Below are 23,313 nucleotides of genomic sequence, written 5' to 3'. Positions count from 1 at the left end.
TATTCCTTTGCTACAAGTAATGAATTAAATATGAACCTTAAAATCTTATCACTGCTTATAATTGAAGTATGTATATTGCTGCCGGATGTGTGTTATGCTTTTTTTTCAAAAGATGTGCATCTGCTCAATATGCAAAACGGATTGGCCGATAATACCGTATCTGCTGTTTATAAGGATAAAGAAGGTTTCGTTTGGTTTGGAACCCGAAACGGGTTGAGTCGTTATGACGGCAGGCGGATTACAAACTTCGAAATAAGTAGTAGTTATCCTAGTATCTCAAACTTGAAGGAAGCTTTTGATGGGGTGCTGGCATTTGTGGATAATGGTGTATTTTCTGCATTTGATTTGAAAAAAGAACGCTTTTTGTCTGTGGTTTCTTCTTCGGGACAGGGCATTCCATCTCGAGGGATGTTGCAGAAGAATGATTCGTTGGTTTGGGTGATTTCCGGAAGTGAGTTACATTTAATGAAGCGGTGCGCATCAAAAGAAGGTGAACTTCGGCTCCGGGTTGAAGAAAAATATACAGGCTGGGATAATCAGGATAATCTTTTGGTCGCCATAACTTATTCTTCGGATAAAAAAAGTATCTGCCTGATTGATGAAAAAGGTAGAATTATCTTGCTGGATGCGACAAACCTGAGTTTCTTTCGGGTGATTGACTTGGGTCGTACCGGTAGTCTGTCTGTAAATTCTGTTTTGTATGATGATGGCCGGATATGGATTTCTACAATTGCTCATGGGGTTATTTATTATAATGAACGGACTGGGAAAATCAAGCAGCTGACTTATCATGTGGCTCCGGTATCCGACAAATTTTCTCATACAGATGTTTTCGGTGTTATCAAATTGAATGAGAATAGATATTTGGCCGTAACGTGGAATGGATATACAGTGATGACAATAGATAAAAATAATCAGGACGGGATATTGACAGAAATTTATAGTAACACTTCTTCTTTGATGCACCGCAATCTTGAAACGAGGATGATTGCGGCTTATTACGATTCACATGGTATTCTGTGGATTGGTACGGATGGTGGAGGAGTAATCTGGTCGGATTTGCGTATGCAGTTTTATAATCGTTTTTATCAGGACAGGCATAATGAGATTTGTTCTATTGTAGCGGATGACGATCATTATCTTTGGTTGGCAACATACCATAAAGGAATTATGCGAAGCCGAACAGCGTTTGGTACTTCAGAAAAAATAGACTTCTTTCAAGTGGGAGATCAAAATGTGAAAAAACAACAGACAGTGTTGTGCAGTCTGAAAGATGAGAAAGGAAATTTATGGTTTGGAAATTTAGATGGTTCATTGACTTGTTATTATAAAAAGGAACGCTCATTCAAGATATTGCGATTGATTACGGAAAATGGTGACCTTAACAAATCATCAGTTTGGGCCTTATTCCTTGATAGCAAAGGTCATTTTTGGATTGGTACACATAAAGGACTCTGGTTATTCGACCGTGAGACGAACAGGTGTAAGAAGATGCATTTTAAAGTATCCGGGTTACAGAATTTGTCTCCTCTTTATATTCGTGCTATGGCTGAAACTGATGATCATACGCTTTGGCTGGGCACTGCTAATTATGGTATATGTAAAGTGATAAATGAAAATGAACTGCAGACCGGCTATGAAAAGAAGTACGGTATGGTTGAGAATTCCGTGCGTTCATTATTAGCTTCGTCCGATGGTAATCTATATGTCGGATATATGGCCGGTCTGGCAGTTTTCTCTCCCGGACAGGATGCGATAACTCATGTATATACTACCCGGGATGGATTGTGCAGTAACTTTATTGGTTGTATGACTGAGGATGCGCACGGGCAAATCTGGCTGGGATCTAATTCAGGTATTTCCCGTTATAGTCGTCATCAACATTTGTTTTATAATTATTACATTGCGGGCAGTAACCGTTCTGTCCTGCATTGGGAGGATGTTCTGTTTTGGGGGAATAATAAGAATCTTACTTATTTTAACCCCGATGACATTAAAGCGTTTACCACTTCCGAATCTGTCGTGATTACCGGATTGGAGGTAAATAATAAACTTGTAGAGATAGGAAGAGAGGTAAATGGGCAGACCATTCTTTCACAAAGTATTTTCTATACGCCTTTTGTCCGGTTGAATCATGCGAATCGTGACTTTGCGCTGACGTTCAATAACCTTTCTTATTCTGAAAGCCAGCAGAAGTATAGTTACAGGCTTCGTCCTTATCAGCCTGATTGGCTTGTGGCCAACGGAGGGGAAAAAGTTTCGTATGCTAACCTTCCTGCCGGGGAATATGTTTTTGAGGTGAAAAATATTTATCCGGATGAAAGAGACAGTAAAATAACCTCGTTGAGAGTAGAGATTTTGCCTCATTGGAGTGAAACTTTCTTTTTCCGCTTCTGTATGATGGTGCTGGGAGGGATAATAGTTTATATGGTTATACAGCGTATTAAATTACGGCAAAAGAGGTTGGAGCACGAGTTGCGCTTGGAACATGAGATATTTGCTGCTACTGTAGAACGTGACAAGGAGAAGCAGATTCGGATGGAACGCGAGAATTTCTTTACGAATGCAGCTCACGAGTTGCGTACACCTTTAACTTTAATCTTATCTCCCCTGCAGGAATTGTTAGGAACCGTCCGCCCTTCAGACACCGTCTATACTAAACTGGCTGCCATGTATCGCAATGGAACCTCTTTGCAGACATTGGTCGATCATTTGCTTTATGTGCAGAAGATTGAAGCAGGTATGATTAAACTCCGAATTTCGAAAGTCGATATAGTGGTATTGGCAAAGCAGATAACCGATTCTTTTCATGAACTGGCAGAAACAGAAGGGATTAACTTTACGGTTGAATCGCTGAATGAGCCATTTTTGCTATGGATAGACGTGGAAAAAATAAGTTCGGCTATCCGTAATTTATTATCTAATGCGTTTAAGTATACATCTCCGAATGGAAAGGTGATTTTTAAGATGAACCGTATCGAGATAGATGGATATTCATTTTGCAGTATAATTATATCGGATACAGGTAAAGGAATACCGGAAGAGTTACGGGGGAGGATTTTTGAATCATTTATTACCGGAGAAAATACACCTTTGTTTTCTAATAAGGTAGGCATAGGCTTGCGTATTGTTAAAAATACGATGGATCTTCATCATGGCACGGTGAATTTGGACAGTACTCTCGGAAAGGGTAGCACTTTCACATTATTGATTCCTGAGGGAAATGCACATTTTGCAGAGGACCGGTATGAGATTGTTGGTACTCCGGAGATGGAGGAATATGCTCTTCCGTTACCGATAATGCAGGCGGAAGGGCAGGAAGACAAGCCTTCGAATAAAAAAACATCTCTTCTTGTTATTGAGGACAATGAGGAAATCCGGCACTATGTCTGTTCTTTATTCTGTAAAGATTATGCCGTATATGAGGCGGCAAACGGTGAAGAGGGGGTTGATGTGGCAATAAGTAAAATTCCGGATTTGATTATTTCTGATATAATGATGCCTGTAAAAGATGGGTTTACCTGTTGCCGGGAATTGCGTGAGCAGCCTCGGACAGCACATATCCCTATTTTGATGCTGACGGCAAAGGCTGAGGATGCGGATGTGTTGCAGGCTTCAAAAATAGGTGTGGATGATTATATGATGAAACCCTTCAATCCGGAGGTATTGAAGGCAAAAGTCCGGAACCTGATACTCCAGCGGGAACGCCTGAAGAGGATATATACAAAGACGTTGATGTTGAAGCAGCAGGAAAGTGAACCGGAAACGGATGGGAATAATGCTCCGGATGATTTTATACAGCAAATTATTCATGTCATAGAAGCTAATCTGGCGAATGAAAACTTTAATGTAAAAATGTTGGCAGACCAATTGAATATGAGTCAGCCTACCCTTTATAGAAAAATAAAGCAACGTAGCGAATTGGCTGCTATTGATATGATCCGGAGTGTACGGATGGGCAAGGCTGCCTCCCTTATTATGGAGAACAGGTATTCCATTCAGGAAATAGCCGAAATGGTAGGATATAGTGATACACGTACGCTCCGAAAGCATTTTACCGAGCAATTCGGAGTGTCTCCATCCAAATATATGGAAAAGGAATGAATCTGCTTCTTACCCGAAGCAGATTCCCATCCGTTTACCTTGTACAATCAGGTCATGGTTTTCATTGACAAGTTTTAATTTACCAGCCACTTCATTCAGAGAGATGGAGCCAATTTCCGCACCTTGCAGAGAAACCATTCGTCCGAATTGTCCGGAAGCGATCAGTTCTGTGGCATGTCCACCCATACGAGTAGCCAGATTACGGTCGTAGGGAGTAGGAGAGCCGCCACGTTGGATATATCCCAATACAGTTTCACGGGTCTCGAATCCGGTTTCATATTCTATTTCTTGAGCTATATATTCGGCGGCTTTCTTGCCGTCCATGGTTTGGATACCCTCTGCGACAACGACAATAGAATAGGGTTTTCCTTTTTTCAAGCGTTCAATAATGGTATTACCTATGTTATGTATGTCATAAGAAAGTTCAGGAATAAGAATCACGTCACCGCCTCCCGCCATTCCGGAATAAAGTGCAATCCAGCCAGCTTTATGTCCCATTACTTCAATAACCATAACACGTTGGTGTGAACTGGCTGTAGAATGCAGCCGGTCAATGGCATCGGTAGCAATGGTTACGGCAGAATCGAATCCGAATGAAACGTCTGTTCCCCAAACATCATTGTCTATTGTTTTAGGTACAGAAACAACGTTCACACCTGCTTGGGCCAGTTTGGCTGCGGTCTTTTGAGTTCCGTTTCCGCCGATACATACGATACAGTCCAGACCTAAATCATGAATATTCTTTAACATCAAAGCTGGTTTGTCTTCCGAGGCTGCCGACAGGCGTTTCTTGAATGGCTTTTCTCTGGAAGTACCTAATATTGTTCCTCCCAAATTTAACAAGCCTGATAATGATCTTTCTGTCAATGGTTCTACGTCATTGTCCAGCAACCCCCGGAATCCGCTATGAATTCCATAAACTTCCATACCGTAATGATTTATCGCTGTTTTGCAAACTCCTCTAATTGTGGCGTTTATTCCGGGACAGTCTCCTCCTGATGTCAATATTCCTATCTTCATAGCCTTTGATGTTAAGTTGTAAGTGACCGTAAAGATAACAAAAAATAAAAGTAATGTAGAAAACTATAAAAAAAATAATGTTATCAGCCATTATAATATAGAAATAAGCTATTTTTGCAAGATATAACGAATTGTATACTAAGACAAATGAATTCTACCAGACTAATTAGTACGCTATTCAAGCCCAGACAAAAAGCGACAGCCTTGTATGCAACTCAGGCTGAGGCACTCCAACATAAAGTATTTTGCCGGCTGATTAATGATGCTGCCAATACGGAGTGGGGATTGAAATATGGCTATAAAGACATAAAGAGATATCAAGACTTCCAGCGTGTACCTATACAGACTTACGAAGAAATCAAGCCATACGTAGAGCGTATGCGCCATGGGGAAAAAGATATCCTGTGGCGTGGAGAGGTGCAGTGGTTTGCTAAATCTTCGGGAACGACCAATGACAAGAGCAAATTTATTCCCGTAAGCAGGGATGGCCTTCATGATATTCATTATGCAGGTGGTATGGATGCAGTGGCACTATATCTTCAACAAAATCCTGAGAGTCGTTTCTTCTCTGGAAAAGGCCTGATTCTAGGAGGGAGCCATGCACCAAACTATAATGTGAAACGGAGTCTTGTAGGAGACCTTTCTGCTATATTGATTGAAAATGTGAATCCGTTGGTCAATCTGATTCGGGTGCCCGAGAAAAAAATAGCATTGCTGAGTGATTTTGAGGAAAAAGTAGAAAGGATTACTCGTGCCACAATGAATCAAAATGTAACTAACCTTTCAGGAGTGCCGTCCTGGATGATGGCCGTCTTGAAACATATTTTGGAGGTGAAGGGAACGGATAATTTGGTGGAAGTATGGCCTAATTTGGAAGTTTTCTTTCATGGGGGGGTTGCTTTTACTCCTTATCGCGAACAATATAAACAGCTTATTCGTAGTGACAAGATGCATTATATGGAAACATACAATGCCAGTGAAGGTTTTTTCGGATTACAAAATGACTTCAGTGATCCTTCCATGTTACTGATGATTGACTATGGTGTATTTTATGAATTCATTCCGATGGAAGATGTCGGTACTGAAAATCCTCATATTGTTCCGTTAGTAGATGTGGAATTAAATAAAAATTATGCGATGGTCATCAGTACTTCCTGCGGATTGTGGCGTTATATGATTGGTGATACTGTGAAGTTTACCAACAAACACCCCTATAAATTTGTTATAACAGGGCGTACCAAGCACTTTATTAATGCATTTGGTGAGGAGTTGATGGTGGATAATGCGGAAAAAGGGTTAGCAAAAGCCTGTGAGGCGACCGGTGCACAGATTGTTGATTATTCTGCTGCTCCTGTTTTCATGGATGCATATGCCAAGTGCCGTCATCAGTGGCTGATAGAATTTGCCGTTATGCCAGATTCTTTAGAGAATTTTAGCCAGGTTCTTGACACTTCTTTACAACAAATTAACTCCGATTACGAAGCTAAACGCCATAAAAACATTACCTTGCAGCCGTTGGAAATAATCGTGGCAAGACCTAATCTGTTCCACGATTGGCTGAAAGAAAAAGGCAAACTAGGCGGACAACACAAAGTGCCGAGATTAAGCAATACGCGTGATTATATAGAAGAAATGCTAAGCTTGAACCAATAAGAACATGAATTGGAAAAAACATAAATTACCTGCTTTGTTGATGCTGATGATCGTAGTATATTCCTGTGCAAGCATGGGAACACCGGATGGAGGTCCTTATGATGAGGAACCGCCCAAGTTCGTCAGAAGTTCTCCCAAGCCATACGCAACAAACAACAAGGACAAGAAGATAGCCATTGAATTTGATGAGTTTATCAAACTGGAGAAAACATCAGAAAAAGTGGTGGTGTCTCCTCCTCAATTGGAACAACCTGATATCAAGGCAAGCGGCAGAAGAGTTTTGGTTAATCTCATGGATTCATTGAAACCCAATACTACCTATACCATTGATTTCTCGGATGCTATTGTAGATAATAATGAGGGTAATCCACTGGGTAATTATTCTTTTTCTTTTTCTACAGGGGAGACTATTGATACATTGGAAGTTTCCGGAACTGTGTTGGCGGCTGCTGACTTGGAACCAGTTAAAGGGATGATGGTGGGGTTGCATGTTGATTTGGATGATAGTGCTTTTGCCAAAAAACCGTTCGATCGTGTTTCTCGTACAGACAGTCGTGGGCGTTTCACTATTCGTGGTATAGCACCCGGCAAATATCATATTTTTGGTTTGATGGACGGTAATCAGAATTATTTATATGACTCTAAGACAGAGATGATTGCTTTTAGCGATTCTATTATTGTCCCTTCTATGGAAGCGGCCATGCGTCAGGATACATTGTGGAAAGATACGGTTACTATTGACACCATCAAAACGGTGGGCTATACCCGCTTTTTGCCGGATGATATTATTCTGAGAGCTTTTAAAGGGATAAACGACCGTCAATATCTGTCCAAGAGCGAGCGTGATAAAGAGAATCATTTTGTATTATCTTTCAGTGCGCCGGCTGATACGTTACCTACCTTGAAAGGATTGAACTTCGATGAGAAGGATGCGTTTATCATAGAAACGACTCCACGAAACGACTCAATTTGTTATTGGATTAAGGATTCGTTGGTTTATCAGATGGATACGCTGGAGGTTCAGTTGGATTATTTATATACGGATACATTAAACCAGTTGGTTCCCAAAACCGATACGATTTATCTGGCTAATAAATTGACAAGAGAGCAACGGGAAAAATTGCAGAAAAAAGCAAATGAGGAAAAGGAGAAGGAACGTAAAAAGAGGGAGAAAAAGGGAGATACCATCAGGGTGGAACCGACTAAATTCTTGACTATGAATGTCGATGCTCCGTCGGCATTCGATATATATAGGAATATCTATCTATCTTTTGAAGAACCGATCGCAAGTATAGACACGGCGGCCATTCATATGGAAGTAAAAGTGGACAGTTTGTGGCAACCGGCTCCTTTCTTCTTTATGGCAGACTCGTTGATGCCACGGCAATATCAGATATTGGCAGATTGGCAACCGGAGCAGGAATATCAGTTGACTATTGATTCTTTGGCATTTACAGGAATCTATGGGCTGCATACAGATAAAGTCCAGCAAACGGTGAAGGTGAAGAAAATGGAAGAATACGGGACTATTTTATTGAATATAAAAGGGGCTGCTCCCAATGCTATTGCCGAATTATTGGATGCTAGTGGAAATGTATTGCGTCAGCAACCGGTGACGGTGGAAGGAACGGCGGACTTTTATTTCTTGAATCCGAGTACGAAATATTATATACGTTTGTTTAACGACCGTAATGATAATGGAGTATGGGATACAGGAGATTATGATAAGAAGATTCAGCCCGAAGAAGTTTTTTATTTCCCGAAGGTATGGGAGATGAAAGCCAACTTTGAATTTGAAGAGAATTGGGATGTGAATGCCATTCCTGTAGACAAGCAAAAGCTGGATGAAATAAAGAAACAAAAACCGGAAGAGACTAAAAAGGTACAAGATAGAAATAAAGAAAGAGCTAGAAAGCTAGGCCGATGAAAAAAACTATTCTAATATTATTGTGTGGTTGGTTTGCTATAATGGCAACTAGAGCGCAATGTGCGGCACAAAACGAAGCCATCCAGGCAGGTGAAGAGTTGGTATACGACTTGAAGTTCAACTGGAAATTTATTTGGGTTGCTGCCGGACAGGCAAAAATGGACATGCAGGCTATTACCTATCAGGGGAAACCTTGTTTTCGTAGTAATCTGATCTCTGTCAGTAACAAACAAGTCGATTTCTTTTTTAAGATGCGTGACACATTGACTTGTATTACCAGCAGTCGTCTGGAACCCGTTTATTTTCGTAAAGGGGCCGAAGAGGGTGACCGCTATACGGTGGATGAAGTATGGTTCAGTTATAAAAACGGAAAATGCATTGCCGATCAGCGTCGTATGAGGAGGGAACGGGATACGGTGAAATCGAAGGACCAAAGTGATGAGTGTATCTTTGATATGCTGAGCATATTGATGAGAGCACGTTCATTTGATGTAAGTGACTATAAAGTTGGCGATAAAATATTGTTTGATATGGCTACAGGTACTAAAGTAGAGCAGCAAACATTGATTTATCGTGGCCGGAAGAATTTTAAGGCGGAGAATGGTGTGAAATACCGTTGTTTGGTTTTTTCCTTAGTAGAGTATAAAAAAGGAAAAGAAAAAGAGGTAATAACCTTTTATGTAACTGATGATAAAAACCATTTGCCGGTGCGTTTGGATTTATATTTGAATTTTGGTTCGGCAAAAGCATTTCTGAGAGAGATAAAGGGGAATCGTCATCCTCTAACTTCCATTATAGAAAAGTAGCGGTTTGTCTTGACATAGTAAAACCGCCGGGTTTTGGCAGATGCCGGATCGGCGGTTGTAGTGTTGTATATTCATTATGAATGATATTTTATTCATCGAACAGTTTGGCCTGTCTGGAAATAAGTTTCAAGGTCTTTCTTTCATTTAATGCAGTAAGAATAGTTTCACCCCCTTTGTTCACTTTACATAAAGAGATTTTCGGTCCCATGATTTCGGTAATCCGTATTTCACCGATTTTGGTTTCTATATTATGTTCTTCCAGTATGCCATCTTCCACTACGTCAAAGCGTAATCCTTCTTTGATAGGATCATCATATCCCAGGTTGATATAAATGGTTTTTGCCTTGTTTCTTTTGGTAGATACTACTTTCAGTATTGAACCGTATACTTTGAAGTGATTTTCAACAAAAAGTCCCATTTCGTATGGCACATTGATTAATGAATTCTCTAAAGCGCTATATTGGGTGGCATCTTTACCGGATGCTGAGCCTGTTTCTTCATAATTGCGTGTGCTGATAGTTACTCCGTCACTTGTCCGTATTAAATCAAGACGCAGGGTGAATTTCTCTTTATAACTGTTCTCACGGCTGTGGTAACGTCTGTGGGAGCTTCCGTCATCGGTTGCTTCTCTTTGTATCAGGTTTCCTTTTAACAGGTACTCTGCTCTGAAGCGGCGTGCATCTTCCAGCGGACTCAGACTGAGATCACTGCCAGCCGAAACGGCGTCCACTACATTGATACGGTTGGTGTTACGGATACCGTCGATAAATGCGAGACGAATCAGGTTGATCGCCCTATTGGGTATTTTGATTTCACTGTCGAAGTCATCTACATAAATCGTATATTTTTGTCCGGATGCTCCTAGGGATATTACCGTCAAGATCATTAATAATAGGATATTACGTTTCATAGTCATATGAATTTGCAGGGTTTGTAATGTAGTTCCTTTACGAAAATACACAGTTTGCTGTTCATTTGCAAATGAACAGAGTTAAAAATAGATTTCAGGCTTTGATTATTTGTTGTTGGTCTTTATTTTTCATGTTTAATCACTTCGTATTGAAATATAATGATTATCTTGGCACATAAAATTCAAGGGTAGTGTAAATATGGGGAAGATTCAAGAAAATGATGCAAGGTTGCAGCAGCTTGTATCAATGGCGCGCATAGGATGGTGGGAGGTGGATTTTGATGAAGGAGTCTACTATTGTTCTGAGTTTGTAGCCGATTTGTTAGGAATAGAAGGGAATAAGATTTCTGCTAAAGATTTCGCTAATCTGATTTGTGAGAATTATCGGGAACGTATTTTGGAGGAATTTCGCTCTTTCCGGATGATGGAGATTTATGAGCAGGTTTTTCCGATACATTCCAAATATGGGATGATGTGGGTTAGTACCAAGGTCGGTGAGAAGCGTATTACCAAAGAAGGTCATGTCCGCGTCATGGGTATGTTGCAATGTATTTCCCGGCAACGGATGAATATGCAGGAGCAGACAGTAGACCGGTTGAATTCTTTATTATCTCGTTTGAACGGTATTTCCAAGTCATTGCTTGATTTTTTACATTCTGATGATATTACCTTGGTTATCAATAAAATTTTAAAGGAGGTATTGCGCCAATTTCAAGCAGATCGTACTTATATTCTTGAATTTGACAGGAAATTGCATACGGAAGTCTGTACCTATGAAATAGCAGTGGAGGGTATAAAAGAACGCAAGGTTTTATTATCGGAATCTTCTATTGATTATGCCTCTTGGTGGACAGGACAGATATTGGCTGGTAATCCTATCATTCTTTTTACATTAAATTTGCTTCCTGATTCAGCCGGGGCGGATAAGCGTAGATTAGAGGAATATGGAGTGAAATCTACTATGGTGGTGCCTTTGAACTCAAAAGACGGAGTGTGGGGGTATATAGGGGTGGATATGGTGCGTGAGCATCGGAACTGGTGTAATGAGGATTATCAATGGTTTGTGTCTTTGGGTAATATTATCAGCATTTGTATGGAATTGAGACGTTCTGAATCTGAAGCCCGGCTGGAAAAAGCTTATTTGCAGAATATTTATAAAAATCTTCCTGCTGGTATCGAGTTGTATGATAAGGATGGGTTTATGACAGATTTGAATGAGAAGGAGATGGAAATCTTCGGTCTCCGGCATAAGGAGGATGTGATAGGATTGAATTTATTTGATAATCCTTTGCTGCCGCAGGGGCTGAAAGATAAGTTGAAAGCAGGAGCACCTATTGATATGTCGTTTAATTATGATTTCGACCGTTTGGATGGCTATTATTCTACTTCTCGTACCGGTACTATTAGTTTAATCTCGAAATTCGCTCCACTTTATGATGCTTTGGGTAATCTGATAAATATATTGTTGATTAATATTGATAATACGGAAACAACAAATGCATACAGCAAAATACAGGACTTTGAGGAGTTTTTCACGTTGATAGGTAACTATGCCAAAGTAGGATATGCCCATTTTAATGCCTTGAAATGTGATGGCTATGCTGTGAATAGCTGGTATCGGAATATAGGTGAGAAAGAAGGAACTCCATTGAATGAGATTATCAAAGTGCATTCTCATTTTCATCCGGATGACCGCAGGATGATGCTTCGCTTCTTTGATCAGGTATTGATACGGGAAGCCAGCCATTTGAGGCGTGATGTACGTATATTACGTGAAGATGGCACTTATACGTGGACAAGAGTCAATGTAATGGTACGCGATTTCCGTCCGGAAGATGGGATCATTGATATGGTTTGTGTCAATTATGACATAACTGAACTGAAAGAAACGGAGCGGAAGTTGATAGCGGCAAGGGATAAAGCGGAAGAACTGGATCGTTTGAAATCTGCTTTTCTGGCTAATATGAGTCATGAGATCCGCACTCCGCTGAATGCTATAGTGGGCTTTTCCAGTCTTTTAACGGAAACGGAAGATATGAAGGACCGCAAGCAGTACATGGCTATTGTGCAGGAGAATACGGAGTTGCTTCTTCAGCTTATTTCAGATATTCTTGATTTATCGAAGATGGAGTCGGGAGCTTTTGAATTTGTCAAGAGTGATACGGATGTCAACTTGCTTTGCGGTGAGATTATCCGTTCTTTACGCATGAAAGTACCGGCTGGTGTGGAGCTGGTGTTTGAAAAATGCTTGCCCGAATGTCATGTATGGGCAGACAAGAATCGTTTGAATCAAGTCATTTCCAATTTCATTAATAACGCTTTGAAGTTCACTTTTTCGGGCAGCATAACGTTAGGATATTATAGGCAGACAGATGGGTATCTGCGATTTTATGTTCGTGATACAGGAATGGGAATCCCAAGGAATAAGATAAAAACAGTATTTGACCGTTTTGTGAAACTGAACAGTTTTGTTCATGGTACGGGACTTGGCTTGTCTATTTGTAAGAGTCTGGTGGAACAGATGGGTGGAACTATCGGTGTGGAGTCAGAAGAAGGAGAAGGCTCTTGTTTTTGGTTTACTTATCCTTATCAGGATATAGTTGGTAGTATTCTGCCACCGTAGGGGCTTGACTAAAAAGGTTTATTAGCTGTAGGAGTGAATTGAGCTCATCCGGATACATTGATTTTGTGGCATCGGGTGGGAACATTTCATCCCTACAGTGAACCGGGATTATATGTTAGTCCAGTTTCTTCATGGCGCTGTGTACGGAACCTGCCCAATAATTGCGTAGTCCGAAACCGCGTGCTTTGCCGTTAGTCGGTGCGCTATACAGTATCTCACGGGTTTTCGTGTTGAAGAACACAATTTGATAGGTTGCTCTTGCATCTGCCTTGTTTAAAAGCATGGCAACCATTATCAATCCTGTTTTTTCTTCTTGAGAGAGAATAGGAAGTGTCTTGATGACTTCTTCTATCTGTTTTTCATCCAGGGTGTATCCGCTGTTGGTCGTCATGATCTCATCGGGATTGATGGTCTTGTTGGCATCGTTTACTGCCTCTAATGAGGTCACTTCTACATTGACACCCAATCTTTTGCCAATATCATACTTCTTCGGCTCAGTGATGAAAAGCTTGTTGATGTCATCAAAAGTATATTTGAACTGCATGGGGCCTTCTTTTGCTCCGTACACTTTGGCACGGGTAAAGTCTATGCCATAAAATGTCACAGAAGAGATATCTTTCAATGCGTCTTTGTTTTGTCCGAAGCAAGCCATGCTGCTTACAAGGAATAATAAAACGAGTAACTGTTTCATATTAGTTCTTTTTTAAGTGTTGTTTTGTTGCTGCCAAAGGTAGAAAAATATTATCTTAAATCAATAAATTTAACTATTTTTCGACTCATGGGCGGCATTTGTATTTTCGCGATATACTCTGCCGATTCAAAATTGATACTCGGAGCCACCCGTACTTTGGAACGGAACAAATCCTTGATTTCTTTAGCAAAAGCTTCACTGCGGTTTTCACTTCCGATGCGGATCAGTATTTCATCCGTTCCCAGTTCATTGGTATAAACTTCTACAATGTAATTCTTGATATGGGGGATGTTATCCAGAATATCGAATAAAGCGGGTGGGTAAAGGGTCGTACCTTTATATTTTATCATTTGTCCTTTGCGCCCCAGTATGGAGCTGAGACGGATAGTGTTACGTCCACAGGCGCAAGGTTCGGTATAATGGTAACAGATATCTCCGGTCTTGAAACGGAGCAGCGGCATTCCTCTTACTCCCAAAGTCGTGATGGTCACTTCGCCTGCTTCCCCTTCTTTTACAGGCTGGTTGTTATCATCCAGAAACTCTACGATAATCAGTTCCGGCTGGAGGTGGCCACCGTGAAATTCATTACATTCGGTAAACGAGGATTGCATTTCGGTAGATGCGTAGGTGGAGTAAAGTTGCAGGGAATCCCATTTCTCGTGTATCCGTTTACCCAGTGTGTTCAGGGTGAAATCGGGATTGCGGAGTGCTTCGCCTATGCATACGCATTTCTGCATGGAGCAGTGATGGTAATCAATATGATTCTTTTCAGCAAATTCAATGAGTTTGATGAGGAAAGAAGGAACTACCATGCCACACGTGGGATGGATGCGCCGGATAGTGTCCCATTGCAGTTCTGGAATGCCATTTCCCACGCGGGCTACTCCCATGCCCAGCTCACGGGCTCCCATATAGTAGGCGAGGCCTGCCATGAAACGTCTGTCGATGGTGGTCATCAGCTGTAGTATATCTTGTCTGCTGCATCCGGTGGTGGTGAAGGACAGATATTCGTTGTAGGCCAGCCGGTCAAGGTCCTCGGAAGTTAATACGAAAGTGACGGGGTCGCCCAAGGTTCCCGAAGTGGTGACATAGTCAATAATTTCATCGCGGCTCACGCAGATAAAATCTTCATTATGAAGTTGCAAGTCCGTCTTGGTTGTGACAGGTATCTGTTGCAAGCTTTCTATGGTTTTTATCTGTTGTATATCGATATGATGTGCTTGGAACAGGCGTTGGTAGAATCGTGAATGATTCTGCAAATAAAGCAGTTCCTCAGCCAGCCGGCTTTCCTGATAGGCTTTGATTTCCTCAGGGGAGCGGAATTGTATTTCCGGGTTCTTTTTCATCTTAGTTGTTTATTTTATGTTCTATACGTTCTGATTCACTTCGCTTGGGGATAGGAAGCAAGAGGGCTTTCTTCCAATTGCGCAGGGCTTTGTCCTGCTGTCCAGTGGCATGGTAATAATCTCCCAGTAACTCGTACACATAAAAGAAATGAGGGTTGGCATGTTGGAAGGCATGCAGTGTTTGTTCGTCCAGCCGTTCTTTCTTTTTAATCTGTTTCCGTAGTACAGGAGCCAATCTTTTGTAAGCCATCAGTTGTTGGTATTCCTGTTGTTGCAGGAAGGAGTCCGCAGGCAGGGTCAGGTCTCCGGTATAGATTTCATGGTTGAAATCGATGGAATCACTGAAAATCCTGTTCAGGTCGTATGCCACGTACTTACCGCATTGCCAGGGAGAGGTGGATACCCACATCAGCTTTTTCTCCGGTTGGAAAATAACGGAATGATGAGCGATAAATTGATTGATAGCCATCTCATTGGCAAGTCCCAGTTCCGCTCCTCCCACTCCTTTCCGGTTGCGGAGGATAGAGGCGGCTTTCGAAGCATCTATGGGGATGTTTGCTTTCAGCAGCTCCTGCAAACGGGCAAAGCGGTAGGGACTGTCCGAAGTTTCTATGTTTTCCCGGTTGCGTTTGTCATGGCTGAATGTTTCCGACTGATAATGGTTGGTACAGATAATCTGTTGTCCGTTTCCCGTGAAAAGAGCTATTTTCTCCGGTGATTTCTCTATAATCGCCGCTTTGCCATCTTGAGCCGAACCGACTAATATGGCTTCCGAGACAAATGTTTTTCGTTTCCGGGCGATAGCGTATGCTTCCTCAATGGTAGAAGCATATTGCAATATTTCCCTGGTCAGAATGGAAATAGGGGTGGCGGATGCGGCAGGCAGATCCGATTTGGCGGCATTGATGGTGACAGTCAGCCCCGTTTCATTCATGCCGGAAAGGACACCGGTCATTCCGGCCCATCCCACGGATGCGAAACGATATCCGTTTTCGGGCTGGTAAAATGAAACGAGTTTGTTATGTGCAAAGTCATCGCCCATGTAGAAATCGAAATTACGGCCGATGATAAGGGAGGAGTCAGCGCTGTTTTCACCCCAACAGGCAAAGGAACTGCATCCTACCAGCATATAGTCCTGCATGGCATGTCCCAAATCGTGGGCGGAGTGGTAATTCAACTGACGCTCGTAAGGAGTGCCGATAAAATCATATTCGTGGGTACAGGAGAGTGAGATGCCATAAATCTCATCCCGAAACTCTTCCGGCACATTCTTTCCCAGATTCCGGTTGAAAAGGACAATGAAGAAGCGGAGGAATTTAAGATAACTTTCAGAGGGAACTATCTCTTTTATCTGGTCCACAAATACTTTTTCTTGAAAATAAAGCAAATCGGAAGTCAGCTTGCCTATGGCTTTGCCCCTTTCGTAGGCAGGTCCGCTTACTTTCAGCTCCCAAAGTCCGCTCTCACTGTGCCGCAGATAGTTTCCGCCATACTGCCGGAGGCTGTCTTTCCGTATCACACGATCCGTTTCAGGGGTAGACGCAAATTGCGGAGTCATCATATCGGCAGATAGATAGAGATAACTCATGCCTATCATGATCGTCGCTATCAGAATCAACAGGGCTATCCCCCCGTATTTTATTGTTTTCTTCCAAATCTTATGCATTGCCTACTTTTTTTGCTAAATATTCCTGACCTACAAATTCCGAACAAGTGAGCATGGCTGTCAGCGTCACGCCCAAGGCACCGTGTACATTCAGATTCTGCCCTGTGAGGAACAGATTCTTCAGTTTGGTGCGTGTAGACACAAAACTGATTTGCGGATATTGGTAATTCTTGACAATGCCGTATGCCGAACCATCTATGGTTCCGGTATAGTCCCGATAGCTCAACGGAGTCGTAGTATGAACCTTTTCAATACAATGACTCCAGTGAAACCCGAACCGGCTCAGGAACTGCAAGATCTGTTCCGTCTTTTTTTCTTTAAACTGGCGGTATGCCTCTCCACGGTGCTCGGGAGTCGTATCCGTCCATGTGCTGACCTCATCCATATACATGGGAGTCAGTATGGAAACCACATCTGTGAATCTGCTGTTTCCGTGGGGTACTTGCATGGAAATCATACAACTGGGGATATTTCCTTTGTGTGCCTCTTTGTCATACCATACATCCTCATTGCCGTGCAGGTATATATTATAGTTTTGATAAGGGCAACTGTCTTTTTTCATCATCAGATTGAGCGTGAATATCCCGTAGCTGTTTTCCAATGATTTGATGCGAGACACAAAAGCCGGTTTGATGGAATGGTTCTTATCCAGCAGGGATAAGGTGAGTTGCGGATGCAGGTTGGATATGACGCAGGTACTTTCCAGTACCTCTTCATGGTTCACTTCTACTCCTTGTATGGCTTCATCCTTGACAAGGATACGGGTCACTTCTTTCCGGTTCAGTACCGTGCCGCCGTTGGCACGTATGATATGGATTAATTCCAGACTGACTTGCATACTTCCTTCCGTGAAACGATAGGCGCTCTCCATATAAGAGTTGTTAATCATGGCGTGCTCATAAAAGGTAGATTTATTTTTGATCCCGCCATAAAGCAGGGAGGTTGCGGCAAGTACATTCTGTAAATCCCTGTTCGTGGTAACGGATGCTATCATCCCGGCTGCTGAGGTGGCAAAGAAATCCATGCCTTCTTGGGACAGGCGGCCTTTTCTCAGGTGATCTATGCTGATCAGGTTTCCCACCGACCGGATGGATGCCACATATTTTTTCAAGTTCCCCCGTTCATGAGGGAATGAGTAGCACAGGGTTTCCATAAAACGTTCATATCCCATGGCATAATCATAGATAGCGTCTTTATAATAAATCCGGTCGAACACTTCTTCATCCATCCGTTTGATGGATAACTTGTCCATGATTCCGAAATAACGGAAATACTGGTTCATAATTTGCCCTTCATCCAGACTACCGATATAGTGAATGCCGGTATCCATCCGGTGCCCACCGCGTTGGTAAGTTTGGAAGCAGCCGCCAAACAATTCGTTTTTCTCCAGCACACAGACGTGGTAGCCCTCTTTGCTTAAGATGGCTCCGCATTCCAGACCGCCCAGTCCGCTGCCTATGATGATGATATCGTACTTACTCATGCTCCGGTTTGTTTTTCTGGAAGATATAAATTGTATTCGAAGTATATCTGTCGTTAGGTAAAATTTCCAGCTGCATCCCACATGCTTGTGCGATACTACTTATTTGCTCTTCGGATGTGAAACACAGTTGTTCTGTCGTTTTGTTAAAGTTGAAAATGCCGGTAGACAGCAGTTCGGTGAAACGGGTCAGACGGTGTTTTCCTGTATTGGCGGCATTGCCGTCCCGCACAATCAGCTTCCCTCCCGGACGCAACCGTTCCACGCATCTGAGTAATAAAGTCCGCTGATGCTCATAACTCATATAATGAAGCATGTCATTCAGTATGAATACGTCACTTTCCGGTAAAGGATATTCCAATGCGTCGGCGCATACAAATTGCAGGTGGGGAGTGCGGAGCCAACCCTGTTGCGCCACTGCTATTTTGTCCTCATCATAATCAATCCCTGTAATCTCCCGTTCCTCGGAAAGCTGGGAAAGCATATAGCAAAGCGGTCCGAATCCGCAACCGATATCTGTAATCTGTCCTTTGACAGGAACCAGTTGGTTGAATAGCCTGTAGTTATCTTCCATTTTCACCTTGATGCGTATGTACCATTCCTCCACCGGTCCTTTATAGATATAGTTCTGTACCAGATTTTCGTAGAAGACGGGATTGTCCGTTGTGCTTTGTTCCCGACAGATACGGGCATATTCTTTTTTCATCCACGCGGAGATGTTTTTGGTACGTTCCTGATAAGTGGTTCCGTACGTAGCATCGTTGGCTGGGATACGCGGTAGAATCTCTGTCAGCATGATGCCTTTCCGTACATTGAACGGCTGTGCTTTCGCTATGATTTTACAGTTGCCGTAAAGGATGACCGGAATAATATCCAGTTGCAGTTTTTCCGACAGATAGAATGCTCCTTTATGGAAACGCTTCATCCTTCCATCGTAGGTACGTGTCCCTTCGGGGAAGATGGCGATGGAATATCCTTCCTTCACTTTTTGGCGCATCCGTTCCACGTAAAGCTCATAACCGTCTCCTACGTAATAGAAATCGGCATAGCGGATAATGGCTCCGAAGAAAGGAGAGTGCCATACCCAGTGATTGGTAATCATGACCAGTTTGGGAGTCAGTGCCAGCAATACCAGTATGTCGATGAAAGACTGATGATTGGCTATCAGGATGGCAGGCTTTTTAAACGTTTCTCCCGTCCGGTTTATCTTTTCTTTATGTACAAATGTGGCTATATGGATCAGGCCTTTGCAGGTGACATGTATCAGTTGGCAAAGTACTTGTTTCTTATAGGCTTTGCGGATAGGAAGCAAGGTCATGACAGCTATCAGCAAGCGTAGGAACAGGCATCCGATAAAGAACAGCAGGAACAAGCAGCCGGTTCTTGCCAGTCCTGTCAATGTATAAGGAGGCAATCCTTTGGAAGCAGGGGCTGTGATGAAGAATCGGAAAAGGATGGGTTGCAGTGTGTAGGCCACCAGTACGACGGCAATCATTCCCAAAATGGAGATGAGGGAAATGGACTGTAATGCCGGATGGCGTGCGAAGACCAATGTGCCCATACCTATCACGGTGGTGAAAGCGGAGAAGAAGATGGCTGTCTTGTGCGAGTTCAGCAACTGCCGTCCTGTGCGGTATTTATTCTGCAATCCGTCCATAATGAAAATGCTGAAATCATCCCCGATTCCAAAAATAAAAGTGGACAGAATGATGTTGATGATATTGAACTCAATACCCAGTATGCCCATTAATCCCACAATGATAATCCAGCTGACCAGCATCGGCAGGAAACTCATCAGAGTCAGTTCTATGCGCCCGTAGGAAATCCATAGGGCAAAGAAAATCAGGAAAGAAGAGATATAAAGAATCAGATAAAAATCCTGATTGACAGCAGATACCCATTGGTTGGCTAAATAACCACGGTCAAAGATAACCACCTTCTCTTTTTGTTGGAAAAGGGGGTACACCGCTTCCTTGTCGGCCTCGTTCATCCGTACCTGAGTAATCAGCATGGTCAGGGAATCAGCGGAAGTCTGCCATTCGTTCAGAAGCTGGGTCGTGATTTCATTTTGGTAGTCCAAAGGCTGGAACGGACGGTCGAGCCATTGGAAAAACGGCTCGAATGCATGTTCACGGAAATGATAGTGGGCAGCTTCTGTCCGAATGGTTTTGCATAGCCAGGCTTTCTTTTCCGGAGTCCAGTAGTTGTGCCATTGTTTCAACCGTACTTCCTGCACCTCTTCCGGTATCAAAAACTGTCCGGCAGAGGCATAATCTTTTATTTTTCCCTCTTCTTTCAATTGGGAGAGCAGCCGGTTTGTTTCGGCGTATTGTCCCGTGGCATCTCCCATATCTTTGCCTGTACTGACAAAGAGAACGGTCTTTTCTTGCTTGTCAAAGAGTTCGGTCAGCTTGTTTTCCGCTTGTTTCAAGTGGGCAGGTTCATAGTTCAGACTCATCATATCCTCGTTGAAACGCACGTTCTGCGAAGTGAAGATACATACTAAGGTCAGAATAAGGATGAAACCTACCAGTCCTTTGTTCTTTTCGTATGGATAAGCGTTCAGTTTCTCGATAAAGCGTAGCACCGCCCCTTGTTTTACATGCGCCTGCCCTTTCAGGAAATGCGGCAGATAGACCAGGCAAAACAAGGTGGTTCCTATCAAGGCAAGCGAGGCGAACAGACCAAAATCCCGTAACAGATTAGAACTGGTAAAGATGAGGCCGAAAAAGGCGCCGATGGTAGTAAAACTGCCTACGGTAAGCGGATAGGCGATTTCTTTGATTAATTGTTGTACCGATGATACATGATTCTGATGCGCCAGCATGTGTATGGAGTAGCTTAAGGCAATGCCCATTACGGCGGAACCCGCACCTACGGCAATGGCTGAAATGCCGCCTTTGATAAAGTAGATGAGGCATAAGGCGAATAGAGCTCCGAACAGCACCGGGGTGATGATAAGCGGAATGGATTTCTTATGCTTGAATACCAGAGATATGAAGACAATAATGATAATCAGTGCGATGGAAGAAGTGACAAGCGTATCTTTCTTTATCTGTCGCGCATTGTACACTCCTACGGAAGGACCTCCGAAATATTCGGCAACTAATTGGGGGTGTTCCTTTTCCGCTTTTTGCAGTTCATCTTCAATCAGCCGGATGAGTTTGTCATTTTTGCCCGTGCTTCCGGTGTTGAATACCGGAGTGATGAACATCAGCAGGGTGGAGCCGTCCTGTGAGAAAATATGTTCATTAATCAGTTCGTAATTGGATTCCAACTGGAAGTCTTGCAGGTGTTTCAGCGTCTGGCTGCCTAGCCCCAACGGGTCTCGCATAAGATAGTCCTTCAAGGCGAATCCTGCCGGAGATATCAGGTTGGAATAGTTTTTCTGCATCAGGGCGGCTATGTTTTCGTCGGTAAGCAAGGTATCCAGCCGTTGGTACTCCTCGTCGGAAAGGAACAAGGGTAGATTGTCGTAAACAAAATCTCCGGCACTGTTGATCAGGTTTTCGTCGGCTTTCGAGAAGATCTCTTTAATCAGGGTTCCTTCCGCTTGTTGTTGTAAATCCTGTTTTATTGTCTCGGCAGCTTCAATCAAGGAATCCGCATCCGCCATGCCGTCCTTGCCGGACAGCATGATTATAATCTTATCCTTTATCTTCAGATTTTCAAATACGTTGATGGAGTTTTGGGAGTCCTTGGTATCCGGAAAGAAACTGGTTACGTTTTCCTCGAATCTGACTTGGGCGGCAAAAAGGGCCATAAAGAGAATGCATACGCTGAGGGACAGGTAAAACAAGACTTTATGCCTTTCAAAATAGTTATATAATCCAACAAAGAATTTAGTCATATCCGTTTTTTCTCCTACATATGGCCAGCAACGCGGTGGAGATTACTCCCGACAGCAGACTGCAAGCCATTGCAAAGATAATGCTTCCTATTAAATATTGCTCTAAAACTGATTTGACATTTTCAAGAGAAAGGTCTCCGAGGTGCAAATCGGGAGGATTACCCAGTACCATGCAGCCTGTCCGGTAACTGCCATACAGCAATAGGGGAATCATGGGTGGAATACTGATATTGGCGGCGACAAGGGCAATCACTTTATTCAGTCTGAACAGATGCGCAAGAAAGAGGGTGATCAGCATCTGATAACCCCATAACGGAACGATACCCATAAAAATACCCAGCATGATGGCGAGTACAATCTTTAGGTTGGATTCCCGTGTATTCAGCACATGGTCGGTAAAGAATCGCTTGCAGTTGCTCCATGACAGTTTGCGGAGCAGGTTACGGGGAATAATCCAAAGGCAGGTAATCAGCACCAGCACCGTGTTCAGCACACTGATACGGGTAAAATCCCGGAAGGGACGGAAATGGGATACCCGTTCCGCTTGCGGGGGATAGTACACATGGATAGGAATGTTCTTCACCGCTACATCTCCCCATGCGGCAAAGACGATGGCTTCCAACTCAAATTCGTATTTGGCGGTGTACCAGCAGCTTTGCACATCCATTTTGCGCAGAGGGTAAAGGCGGTATCCCGATTGTGTATCTTCCAGTTTCAGCCCGGTTTCCACTCTGAACCAGAAATTAGAGAATTTATTGGCAAAGGTATTCTTGCCCGGCATATTGTCGGAGGCCAAGTTTCGGGCGCCTACCAGCAGCGTGTCGGGCTCTTTTTCAATGGCTTCGATAAAACAGGGAATATCGGAAGCGAAATGCTGTCCGTCCGAATCTATGGTGATGGCATAGCGGAAACCCTCTTTTTTTGCTTGGGAAAGACCATGCTTCAAAGCGGTTCCTTTTCCTTTATTCACTGGATGGGTAATAGTGCGGATAGCCGGATATTGTTCCAGAATGTTGGCTGTATCATCCGTAGAGCCGTCATTGATGACAATGATATCGTCTGCATACCTGTATACCTCCTCAATGACTGCCGCCAGTGTTTTCCCATTGTTGTAGGTGGGAATAACGACGACAATCTCCAGTTCCTTTAATTTCTTCCGCCAAACCGATGTTGTGTTTGTATTCATCTTGTTTTTCAGTCAAACTATTCAGATACGTTTGGGATGAATACTTTCGTA

At 42.9% G+C, this 23,313-nt stretch carries 13 protein-coding genes; 5 read left to right on the top strand and 8 right to left on the bottom strand.

The window, feature by feature from the left end; all coding sequences use genetic code 11:
* Positions 1 to 30 precede the first annotated feature (30 nt).
* Positions 31 to 4,104: a hybrid sensor histidine kinase/response regulator transcription factor gene (locus GKD17_RS21680; RefSeq protein ID WP_007833853.1), complete on the top strand. Its 4,074-nt coding sequence runs from the start codon at positions 31 to 33 to the stop codon at positions 4,102 to 4,104.
* 9 nt (positions 4,105 to 4,113) lie between these two features.
* On the opposite strand, the gene GKD17_RS21675 is transcribed toward GKD17_RS21680, so the two are convergent.
* The gene (locus GKD17_RS21675) at positions 4,114 to 5,124 is read right to left on the bottom strand and encodes an ATP-dependent 6-phosphofructokinase (protein WP_007833852.1); all 1,011 of its coding nucleotides are present in this window, start codon (positions 5,122 to 5,124) and stop codon (positions 4,114 to 4,116) included.
* Positions 5,125 to 5,271: 147 nt separating this feature from the next.
* Here GKD17_RS21675 and GKD17_RS21670 point away from each other — a divergent pair, with 147 nt between their 5' ends.
* From GKD17_RS21670 to GKD17_RS21660, 3 genes are read left to right on the top strand one after another with little or no spacing between them, the layout of a single operon-like run.
* A complete protein-coding gene (locus tag GKD17_RS21670; protein WP_007833847.1) occupies positions 5,272 to 6,777 on the top strand; it encodes a GH3 auxin-responsive promoter family protein in 1,506 nt (501 codons plus the stop codon).
* A gap of 4 nt (positions 6,778 to 6,781) precedes the next feature.
* A complete protein-coding gene (locus GKD17_RS21665) occupies positions 6,782 to 8,704 on the top strand; it encodes an Ig-like domain-containing domain (protein WP_007833845.1) in 1,923 nt (640 codons plus the stop codon).
* Entirely contained in the window at positions 8,701 to 9,510 is an 810-nt protein-coding gene (locus GKD17_RS21660) for a DUF3108 domain-containing protein (RefSeq protein ID WP_007833843.1), read from the top strand. Before GKD17_RS21665 ends, GKD17_RS21660 begins: the two co-directional genes overlap by 4 nt.
* Positions 9,511 to 9,598: 88 nt before the next feature.
* Here the strand turns inward: GKD17_RS21660 and GKD17_RS21655 are convergent, their stop codons facing one another.
* Positions 9,599 to 10,420: a hypothetical protein gene (locus GKD17_RS21655; protein ID WP_022185467.1), complete on the bottom strand. Its 822-nt coding sequence runs from the start codon at positions 10,418 to 10,420 to the stop codon at positions 9,599 to 9,601.
* A gap of 199 nt (positions 10,421 to 10,619) precedes the next feature.
* Here GKD17_RS21655 and GKD17_RS21650 point away from each other — a divergent pair, with 199 nt between their 5' ends.
* Complete coding sequence (locus tag GKD17_RS21650) at positions 10,620 to 13,043, top strand: sensor histidine kinase (RefSeq protein ID WP_007833840.1); 2,424 nt, start codon at positions 10,620 to 10,622, stop codon at positions 13,041 to 13,043.
* Between the two features lie 115 nt (positions 13,044 to 13,158).
* Here GKD17_RS21650 and GKD17_RS21645 read toward each other — a convergent pair whose 3' ends face one another.
* From GKD17_RS21645 to GKD17_RS21620, 6 genes are read right to left on the bottom strand one after another with little or no spacing between them, the layout of a single operon-like run.
* A complete protein-coding gene (locus tag GKD17_RS21645; protein ID WP_007833839.1) occupies positions 13,159 to 13,734 on the bottom strand; it encodes a hypothetical protein in 576 nt (191 codons plus the stop codon).
* A 50-nt stretch (positions 13,735 to 13,784) separates the two neighbouring features.
* Positions 13,785 to 15,080, bottom strand: coding sequence for a phenylacetate--CoA ligase family protein (locus GKD17_RS21640; protein WP_007833838.1), 1,296 nt, complete (start codon positions 15,078 to 15,080; stop codon positions 13,785 to 13,787).
* Between the two features lies 1 nt (position 15,081).
* On the bottom strand, positions 15,082 to 16,746 hold the full coding sequence (locus GKD17_RS21635; protein WP_007833837.1) for a C45 family autoproteolytic acyltransferase/hydolase: 1,665 nt from the start codon (positions 16,744 to 16,746) through the stop codon (positions 15,082 to 15,084).
* A complete protein-coding gene (locus tag GKD17_RS21630; RefSeq protein ID WP_007833836.1) occupies positions 16,739 to 18,229 on the bottom strand; it encodes a phytoene desaturase family protein in 1,491 nt (496 codons plus the stop codon). The genes GKD17_RS21635 and GKD17_RS21630 overlap by 8 nt, the downstream gene beginning before the upstream one ends.
* Positions 18,222 to 22,076, bottom strand: coding sequence for a trifunctional MMPL family transporter/lysophospholipid acyltransferase/class I SAM-dependent methyltransferase (locus GKD17_RS21625; protein ID WP_007833835.1), 3,855 nt, complete (start codon positions 22,074 to 22,076; stop codon positions 18,222 to 18,224). The genes GKD17_RS21630 and GKD17_RS21625 overlap by 8 nt, the downstream gene beginning before the upstream one ends.
* Positions 22,069 to 23,262, bottom strand: coding sequence for a DUF2062 domain-containing protein (locus tag GKD17_RS21620; RefSeq protein WP_007833834.1), 1,194 nt, complete (start codon positions 23,260 to 23,262; stop codon positions 22,069 to 22,071). Before GKD17_RS21620 ends, GKD17_RS21625 begins: the two co-directional genes overlap by 8 nt.
* Positions 23,263 to 23,313: the final 51 nt, after the last annotated feature.

It is taken from the genome of Phocaeicola dorei (genome assembly GCF_013009555.1).
GTDB lineage: Bacteria > Bacteroidota > Bacteroidia > Bacteroidales > Bacteroidaceae > Phocaeicola > Phocaeicola dorei.
This window is presented reverse-complemented; position numbering and strand designations above follow the sequence as displayed.